Source organism: Robinsoniella sp. (assembly GCF_034124845.1).
Genome location: NZ_JAWYAJ010000476.1, coordinates 26,107 through 36,218, shown reverse-complemented (window position 1 = coordinate 36,218; position 10,112 = coordinate 26,107). Strand labels below are relative to the sequence as shown.

Below are 10,112 nucleotides of genomic sequence, written 5' to 3'. Positions count from 1 at the left end.
CGGTGCAGTAAAAGAGTGATTTTTACTGATGAAAATCAGGAAAATAATAAATTAAAATTTAAGGAGGAAGACAACATGAAAAGAAAGAACCTGATAGCAGTCTTACTTGTTGGGGCAATGCTGGCAACTACATTCACAGGATGTGGAGCAGGTACAGAAAAAACATCGAAAGAAACAAGTGGTACGGAGAATACGGGAAGTGAATCAGGTACCAGTGAAAGCCAGGACGGGAATAAGGAAGATACAAAAGAAGCTTCCGGCGATCCGGTGGAATTAAGCTTTTATATGATGAACGGACCGGTAAATGACGCTGAACGTATCATGGAAAAAGCGAACCAGATTATTGAGGAAGAAATAAATGCGAAATTGAACCTGGTTATGATTGACAGTGCTACTTACGGAGAAAAGATGAACCTGATGATTAATTCAGGAGATGCCTGGGATCTTTGCTTTACTGCAAACTGGGGCGGTATTAATTTCTATGAAAATGCAGCAAAAGGTGCTTACGCGGATCTGACGGAATTACTTCCCCAATATGCACCGGAAACTTATAAAAGAATTCCGGCAGGTCTCTGGGAAGGAGTTACGGTAGGTGGAAAAATCTATGGCTCCGTAAACTATCAGCAATGGGGTGTTGCAAAGAGACAGGGCTTCCGTTACCGGACAGATATAGCGGATGAAGTGGGATTTGACTGGAAAGCCGTGAAGGGCAAACCAACCCTGGAAGCACTTCAGATGACCGGAGACTTTATAGGAAAAGCGCTGGAGAAGCACCCGGACATGATTGGCTGGGAAACCTCCTCCACCTGGAATTTATTTGCAAATGAACCGTTGTTCTGGGATATGGAAGCCGTTGGCGACATGGCTACCCCAGGCTGGATCCGTTTTGAAGAACCGGACAAGGTTATCAATCAATTTGGTACGGAAGAATTTGCGGAATTCTGTAAAATTATGCGTGACTGGTATGAAAAAGGTTATGTCAGAAAAGACGGAGCTACAGTAAAAGATACCAGTCCGGACAGAAAAGCAGCGAAGATGATTGCCGAAGTGGGCTCAGGATGGCCGGACAGCGTGGATTTCCCGGGTAATGAAGATTCTGCAAAAATGAGTATGTGTACCAAGGATATCGCACCTGCCGGGACAGTTTCCACGACCAGAACCGTGATTCCGGCTGCTGCAGGACCTACGGCTGCTGTTGCAGTAAATGCTCAGTCTGAAAATATTGAAAAAGCAGTTGAATTGATAGAACTTCTGAACACAAATGACGAGCTGTATATGCTGATCACACAGGGTGAAGAAGGTGTAGATTACGTATATGGTGATGACGGAGCTTATGCTCTGCAGGAAGGTAAATATAACTTTAACTTCAATGAATGGCAGATCGGACAGTCTTACAGCCCTGAGTTTACCCGTGCATTGTATAACCGTAATGAAGCAGGAGATCTGCAGAAACAATCTCAGACCATGGTATTTGAAGAAGATAAGACAGCTGAGATTTCACCGGTAACCGGATTCGTATTCGATCCGACTCCGGTTAAGACGGAGCTGGCGAACTGTACATCTGTAATCACGGAAATGGTTCCGGCTTTAAGCTCAGGATCTGTAGATCCCGAAACGGCTCTTCCTGACTTCTTAAAGAGACTGGAAACAGCAGGCGTAGATAACGTCATCGCTGAAAAGCAGGCACAGATGGATGCCTGGAAAGCGGCTAAATAGGGGGAGAAAGATGGTAAAGCTGGGTGTAATAGGTTATGGTGTCCGCATAGATATGCTGGCAGATGAATTTATGGGCCTATTAGAAAAAGTACAGATTACAGCAATCGCTGACAAAAATCCGGAGCGTGTAAAAGCGCTTTTAACCAAGGCAGATTCCAGGGAAATCATGCATGAGATGGAAATTGACAAAATTGACGGCTTATGGAGAAAATGTCAGATGGATCCAGATACGATACACTTTTATGATACGGCACAAGAGATGCTGGACCAGGAAGAACTGGATGGTGTTTTGGTAGGCACAAACTGTGATACCCATGCACAGATGGCAGAAATGGTAATGAAACGGGGGATTCCACTCTTTCTGGAAAAACCCGTAGGTGTCACAAGAGAAGACTTAGAGCTGCTGGAATGCTGTGACAGAGAACCGCATGCTCCTGTTGTAGTGTCTTTTCCCCTTCGTGTAACCAGGATGGTGCGGGAAGCAAAGAGAATTATAGACAGCGGCGTTATTGGAAAAGTTGAGCATGTGCAGGCATTTAATGACGTTCCTTACGGCTTTGTCTATTTCCATGACTGGTATCGGAATGAGGCTGTATCACACGGGATGTTTTTACAGAAGGCAACCCATGATGTGGATGTTATCAATTATCTGACGGGAGAAAAACCGGTTCAGGTATGTGCAATGAAGTCCAAGCAGATTTTTAAAGGTGACAAAAAGGCAGGGCTGCGCTGCAGTGAATGTGATTGCTGCGGCAGCTGCATGGAAAGCACCTATCATATTACCAAAACCAGAAATGATATTCCAAGAAGTGATTATTGCTGTTATGCAGTAGATACCGGAAACGAAGACAGCGGCAGTCTGCTGATTCGATATGAATCCGGTATGCATGCAGTCTATTCACAAAACTTTTTCGCAAGAAAAGGAGCAGCAAGGCGTGGCGCGAGGTTGTATGGGTACAAGGGAACTTTAGAATTTAATTTTACGACAGATGAAATCAAGGTATACGACCATATGAGTGATCAGGTGTCTGTGATTAAGATAGGCACTCCGCCTGCAGGGCATGGCGGGGGAGATTATGAACTTGCACGGAATTTTGTTCAGCTGATTCTGGGAGAAACTACAGAGTCAGTGACATCTCTCAGGGAAGGGATTATACGTGCAAAGGTCTGTATAGCTGCAAAAAAATCTTCGGAAGAGGAAGCGTTTAAAACGGTATTATAAACAGGATTAGATTTTAACAGGGTGGACTATGCCGGAGCGTGTTCCACCCTGAACTGTATCCGGCTTTTAGGGAATGCCGGTTACCAAAACTTATAATGGGATCAGTGATGATCCAGATAAAAAGGAGAAGAGATATGTATAAGATGAAAAAGCAGCTTGCGGTTTTGCTTTCGGCAGCCATGCTGACCGGCACCCTGGGCATGTCGGCACCCTATTCCGTGACGGCAGAGGCTTCCGGGGTACAAAAAGAAATTTATATTTCTCCTGCAGGAGATGATGCTGCCGGGGATGGGAGTCAGGAAAAGCCATATGCCTCCCTGGAAAAAGCCAAAAGTGAAGTGCAGAAAATCAATTCGGATATGACAGGTGATATTTATGTGTATCTGGATGGCGGGGAATATTACATGGATAAAACGGTGGAATTTGGACCGGAAGATTCCGGAACCAATGGTCATCAGATAATATATGCCAGCCAGGATGGGGTTGCCAGCGCAAAATTAATTGGTGGCAGACCCTTGGATAACAGTAATTGGGAACTGGTGCAGAGTGAAGGAGCTAACGACGCCGATCTCCCGGCGGAGGCTAGAGGCCATGTCTATAAAATGAATGTTGGGACAGAGCAGAGCTTTAATACACTGTACGTCAATGACAGAAGGGCAACCCAGGCACGTTACCCTAATCTGGACCAGTATCCCGGATTTACAGCGGCACTGACTCCATATTTGTTTACGGCAGGGGGCGGAATGCATGATCTTCAATGGAAAGAAGGGGATCTGCCGCAGCAGGTGATTGACGGACTGTCAAACGCAGCGGCAAGAGGGGATCTGGATGCGTCCATATATATGTGGGACGGAGGCTACTGGGACTGGATGACAGATACCATTCCCCTAAAAGGAATCGATCCGGCGCAGCGCAGGCTTCATTATAAAGATGAAGAGATCGATTTGGATGGTTCTGCCCGGTACCGCCCCAAATATACCACCGGCAACAATGCCAGATATTTTCTGCAGGGGAATCTGGCATTGCTGGATCAGGAGGGAGAGTACTACTACAACAAGACAACCGGGGATCTCTATTATTATCCCACAGGTAATATAGAAGACCAGCAGGTAATTATCCCTCTGGTAAAAGAGGTAATCCGTGCAGAGGGGAAAGGCAGAGATGCAAAAGTCAGCAATCTGACATTCCGGGGAATAGAAATGAAGGATACGGAGAGTACAGACTGGTATGCCTATGGCTGGAATGCAAAGGATACCGGGGCAGCACTGGGATTCTGGCCAAACGAATCAAAAGGTAGTACCCAGCCTTCTTACTGTGAACAGAGGGAACAGAATGATTTCCGCTACGGAGTTATTACCCTGAAAAATACCGACGGTATTCGGATCGAAGCCTGTCATCTGACAAATTCCGGAATGTTTGGCATTGCAATGTATGATGCCAACACAAATGCACTGATCGAAAACAGCCTGATCGATTATACCGGTCATGGCGGTATTAATATGGACGGGGGTTATCCGGGACTGGCAGGAGATGAAAACGGAAATGGATATGCCAGGGACAATATGGTGAAAAATGTACTGATCCATGATATAGGAGAATTGATCGGACAGGCTTCCGGGTTAACGGTACAGCAGGTAAGCCATAGTACCTTTTCTAATATTGAGGTTTATAATTCACCCAGAAGAGGGATCTTTACCACCGGGGGAACAAGCAGGGAGAAAAATGGTGCAGACAAAAACTATGATGCAATGAAGCACTTATATACCCATAGTAACCTGTATGAATACTGCTACATTCATGACTGTCAGCAGGATGGCGGAGATGACGGCGCATTCTTTGGCTGTATGCTGTTCCATGGAAATGAAGACGGAAAAGGGAAACCAAATATCATCAACCAGATGGTGATCGACAGCACAGGAGCTAATCCCACCATGAAGGATTTAAGCCCCAACAATATGAATCTGGATATGGGGTGTTCCGGATTTGAACTTCACAATGTGAAATCCGTTAATCCTATGAACTTTAACATTGAAGTCAATACCATACTGCAGTATAAAGATGATATCCTTTTTGATAATGTAAATATCGATTATGGAACCATGGTAAATCATCTGGCTGAATTTGATGATTCCAAAATGGAGTATGATAAGATTGGTTTAACAGAGGGCTTTCCAATCGAATATATGGATGAGAAGCAAACCAGTGAAAAGCCGGATGATATTTATTTTGAAGATGATTTTGAAAAGGGTATCCAAAAACGCAAATGGACGTTTCGAAATGCACAGCCGGAGATTACTACAGAATGGATGTCGGAAGACCCGTTTGTGGGAAAACAGGGTCTCATCGTGAACCAGAACAGTGTATTATCCAGAACGTTTCAGGATCAGTTAAATAAAACCGTTACCGTTAAAATGTTTGACCGCCAGACCAGAAATATGGCAGGATATGACTCCGGCGTCCAAAATTCTGCAAATGCGCTTTCTTATGTAAGTACCGGAACAAAAGAGGAAATGTATGGCCTGGGCATTGAGTGGGGGAAATGGGACTGCTATTATATGAACATAAACGGTGAAAAGATCCCAACGAATGTTCCGCGGCTTTTTGGATGGCATGAGCTGAAGTTCGATTACAGTACGCCCGGTACATTACAGATGTATATAGACGACACGCTGGTGAAGGAGGTAAACAGCAGCGGATTTGATACCCTGGATATTGGAAGTGATGCCGGAAAAGGCATCGTGTATTACGATGAAGCTATGATTTATGGCGGCGTAGAAGCACCGCCAGCCGGTGAACTGCCGCTTCCTAAACCGCCTGCAGAGCCGGAAGATAAGATACTTTATGAAGAGGACTTTGAAAGTTATGAGATGATCACAGAGGATGCCGGTAACCAAAGCCATGGAGAGGATGCAATACAGCAAAGCATATTACAACAAAATGATATTGCAAATGATAGTTTGGAATCCCAGGATGCTACTGAGATGAAAACGGAAGCAGGGGTAACGGAAGCAGCGGTGGCAGAGGAATCGGTAACGGAAAAAGCGGAGACAGAAGAAGCGGTGGCAGAAGTATCGAATACAGAAGTATCGAATACAGAAGTACTGAATACAGAAGTACCGAATACAGAAGTACCGATTACAGAAGTATCAGTGACAGATGAACCAATAACAGAAGAACCGGAGCCAAGAGATCAAATGATCAATATAGCTTCAGATGAAGAGCAAAACAAGGGATCCCAGGCTATGGAAGAACCGGCTCCAGCAGCCATGGCTGCAGCAGATTTATTGCCCGACTGGAAAGGGGTAGGCGGCGGAAAAATGGTAAAAGAATTAATCAGGGAAGATAATAATCAGTATCTTCGTATTAATTCTCAGGATAATACCTTCTATTATACAGGCGGCAGCGAATGGAAGAACTATGTGCTGGAAGCAAAGGTGCGTTTGAATCGCTGGACCGGGGACGGCCCCCTTGGCGGAGCATATGATGTGTTTTGTGCAGGCGTCCGCTTTGAAGAAGATCCCAACAGTAAATCAAATCCACACCGCTATACATTAAAGATGGAGAAGTCAGGTAAATTAAAATTCTATATGCGGTCCTCCGGTGATAAGGATTTCTTCACCAAGACACCGGAAGAGGTGGGAATGGAGCCTTTGAATCCTCCGTTTGCCGGAAGATGGTATGATTTAAAGATTGTGGCAGATGGTGATAAGATCAGCAGTTATATTGACGGAAATCTGATAGGGACGGTAGTGGATGGCAACTTGCAGTCCGGGGGAATCGGATTTAATGCCCTTGGCGGAGAATACGATATCGACGATATGAAAGTGACGAAAGTCCAGACGCCTGAGCCGGGTATAGAACCGGATTCCGGAACCTATGAGAAGCCGATTGAAGTTAAAATAACACCTGCATCCAAAAAGGACCAGATATTCTACACGCTGGACGGAAGTGACCCCAAAGACCCGGAACATGGTATCTACTATGAGGGAAGCTTTGTACTGCCCGAAAATGATAAGCCGGTAACCTTAAAATGTGTTGCCATCAGAGGTGACTCTCTCTACAGTGAAGTAGTGGAAAAAACCTATGTCATAAAAACACACAAGCCGGAAATTACAGCATTGGAAGAAGTACAGATTGATACAATCCAGGGAATAATTCCGAAGCTGCCCCAGACGGTGAAGGCGTCCTATAATAATGGAACAACAGCCATGGCTGCAGTACAATGGGAGCCTGTTACAGATCAGCAGGTAGCAGTACCCGGTAAATTTATGGTATTGGGTTCCGTGGATGGTACAGCATTAAATGCAAAAGCCGTAGTAACCGTATTGCCTGGGAAAGAAGATCCAAAACCGGAAATAAAGGTAAATAAAGTAACGCTGAACGAAACGAAAAAAACAGTATTAAAAGGAAAGAGTTTCACTTTGAAAGCGGCGGTATCTCCAGCAGATGCAGTAAATAAAAACATAGTATGGTCAACCAGCAATGCAAAAGCAGCAACCGTCGACCAGACCGGTAAAGTAACTGCAAAAGGCTATGGAACGGCGACCATCAAAGCGCAGGCAGCAGATGGCAGCGGAAAATATGGAACCTGTAAAGTGACGGTAGGTTATAAAATCAACTATCACTTAAATAAAGGAACAAACAGCAGGTTGAATCCGACAAGCTTTTATAAGACAAAGGTGACTTTAAAGGCACCGTCCAGAAAAGGCTATACTTTCAAGGGATGGTATACCGATAAGAAAATGAAAAAGAGAATTACCAGTATCTCGTCAACATCCAGGAAAAACATCAGTGTTTATGCGAAATGGGAGAAAATCAAGATAGGTAAGACATCCATCGGCAAAGTACAGAGCAAAAAAGCCGGCAGCATGGCAGTAAACTGGAAAAAGATAAAGAATGCAGGCGGATATGAAATCATTTATGGAAATAATTCCAGAATGACAAAAGGAAAAAAGGTATTAGAAACAAAAGGTACCGGCAAGACGATTAAGAAATTAAAAAAAGGCAGAACATATTATGTAAAGGTGAGGGGATTCAAAATAGATTCTGCCGGAAAGAAGGTGTACGGGGCATATAGTAAAGTAGAAAGAATAAAAATTAAAAAGTAAGATGAATATAAAAAAGAAAAGATCTTATGAATAAAATGGGTCAAATGAGCCGCTTCCGGAGTTTGTCTGGAAGCGGCTTTTGTATTGTCTTATGTTTGAGGAATAAATGGTGGTTTTATGTATAAAATTATATAGTTTTTTTAAGGATTCAGACTGAAAACTATAAAAATAAGAGATTTTGTTAAAAAAAGAAGTAATAGAAATAGGTATTTTCAATAAAAACGGTACTTTTTATTGTCTAAAAACAGTGAAATGTGTGATAAAGTATCCTCATTCTAAAACAGGAGGGTTATAGATGAAAAAAAGAGTTTCTAAAAATCTGTGGAAGCGCACCACAGCACTTTCAATGGCCGCCATAATGGCAGCAGGGTCTTGGAATCCATTAATAGTAAATGCGCAGCATGTAAAAGGAACAGCACCATTCATAAATTCTTGGTTGGTGGCAGGGCCTTATGAAACACCCGTTGCCGATGAAATTTACGGTACGGAGATACCTGACAATCCAAATTTAGCTATGCAGGCAGCAGCTTCGGCATCGTCGGCTACGCTTAGTTCAAATCCACCTGAGTTTCTAAACGATGGCTCTACCAGAAACCAATGGGTGACAGAAGGGTCAGAAATTCCCAGCTGGGCACAATTGGATTGGAGTGAGCCGATTACGGCTGGAAGCATAGGGATCACACTCTGGAATGACGGGCGTCATCGAAACCAATGGTACGATCTTGTTTTTACTTATGTTGATGACACCAAGAGTGATCCCATCCGAATAGAAAGTACCTGCCAAAGCGCTGATTATCCCACAGTATACCAGCCGGAAATTCCATTAGAAAATGTGAAATCTCTGCAGGTAATCGTGGATGACGGACTGGATCCATATCCTGGTATAACTGGAATCAGTGAAATAGAAGTTTATCAATATCCATTTACTAATGAGAAATCAGCTGTAAAAAGCATTTCTGATACAATGGCTGAGACCAATGGAGAGGATGCGGTAAATGAAGAAGCAACCGCAATGGCAGCAACGGAAGAAGTAACGGAAGCAGCAGCAATGGAGACAATTGTTCCGAAGCTGGGAGAAAGCATGACACCTGGCGGACAGAAATGGGAGTATTTTGATGACCGTATCTGGAACCGTACCTATGATGATTATCAGGACTTATACGGCTATTATGGTGTAAAGAAGGGTGTTGATACTAAAAATAAATATGTGTACGCTCATACATATGTATATAGTGATACGGAACAGGAAGTCCAGTTCAGGTTTGGCAGCAGTGGTGAGCATCGTTTGTATGTAAATGATATTGCAGTGACAGGTCCATCCAAGCCGTCTGAGGTTCAAAAGGATATGGTAATAAAGGACATTCAGCTAAAAGAAGGATGGAATAAGATTCTGCTTCAGATCAGGCATACCTATACAGATGATAAAAATGCCAATGGAGTACCAATCGCAAAAGATAATGATGTTTATTATCTTGGATTTTATGGCAGGATCACAGATCAGGAAGGAAATGCGCCGGAAGGTATAAGCTATTCTGTAACAGGGACAGACAGCGATTTGTCCATCACCACAGCTGGACTTTCTGCTGATGATGTGGTACAGGATGGAAAGCCGGGAAGAGGCCTGCCCCAGAACGTATTGCCTATGGGATATACAGAGTGGCCCTATGTATGGAATGAATCTCAGTATAATCGGGATCAGTTTAACCTGGAAGCATCGCCTTTCCAATTTATGGCTGATGGAGGAAAACCGGGTTATACTTGGCAAATTACAGAAGGAGCGCTTCCGGATGGATTGGAACTTAAGAGTGACGGAACCATAGGGGGAATAATAGAAGCAGATGCCGGAGATTACAGTTTCACCGTTCAGGTGACGGACAGGGACGGATCTGCTGCACAGCAGTCATATACACTGAAGGTTAAAGAACGACCGAATAAATGGTTTGAGGAAGGCCGTGTCAGTGCATTAAGCCACTGCATTCCTGTCTACCAATATTTTGTAGACCCGAATTTTTCGGCAGATGTGTGGGCGGAGCGTGCCAGCAGACAGGGGCATTCCCTGGTATCAA

General features: G+C 44.0%; 4 protein-coding genes. All 4 read left to right on the top strand.

Features of this window, described 5'->3' with window-relative positions; genetic code table 11:
- The first annotated feature begins 75 nt into the window (after positions 1-75).
- On the top strand, positions 76-1,716 hold the full coding sequence (locus tag ACH2DQ_RS23315) for an ABC transporter substrate-binding protein (RefSeq protein ID WP_394911909.1): 1,641 nt from the start codon (positions 76-78) through the stop codon (positions 1,714-1,716).
- Between the two features lie 10 nt (positions 1,717-1,726).
- Positions 1,727-2,938, top strand: coding sequence for a Gfo/Idh/MocA family protein (locus tag ACH2DQ_RS23310; protein WP_395028540.1), 1,212 nt, complete (start codon positions 1,727-1,729; stop codon positions 2,936-2,938).
- Between the two features lie 134 nt (positions 2,939-3,072).
- Complete coding sequence (locus ACH2DQ_RS23305; protein ID WP_394911907.1) at positions 3,073-8,046, top strand: Ig-like domain-containing protein; 4,974 nt, start codon at positions 3,073-3,075, stop codon at positions 8,044-8,046.
- Positions 8,047-8,341: 295 nt separating this feature from the next.
- Positions 8,342-10,112 (top strand): Ig domain-containing protein (locus ACH2DQ_RS23300; RefSeq protein ID WP_395028539.1); only part of this gene is annotated, 1,771 nt, incomplete at its 3' end.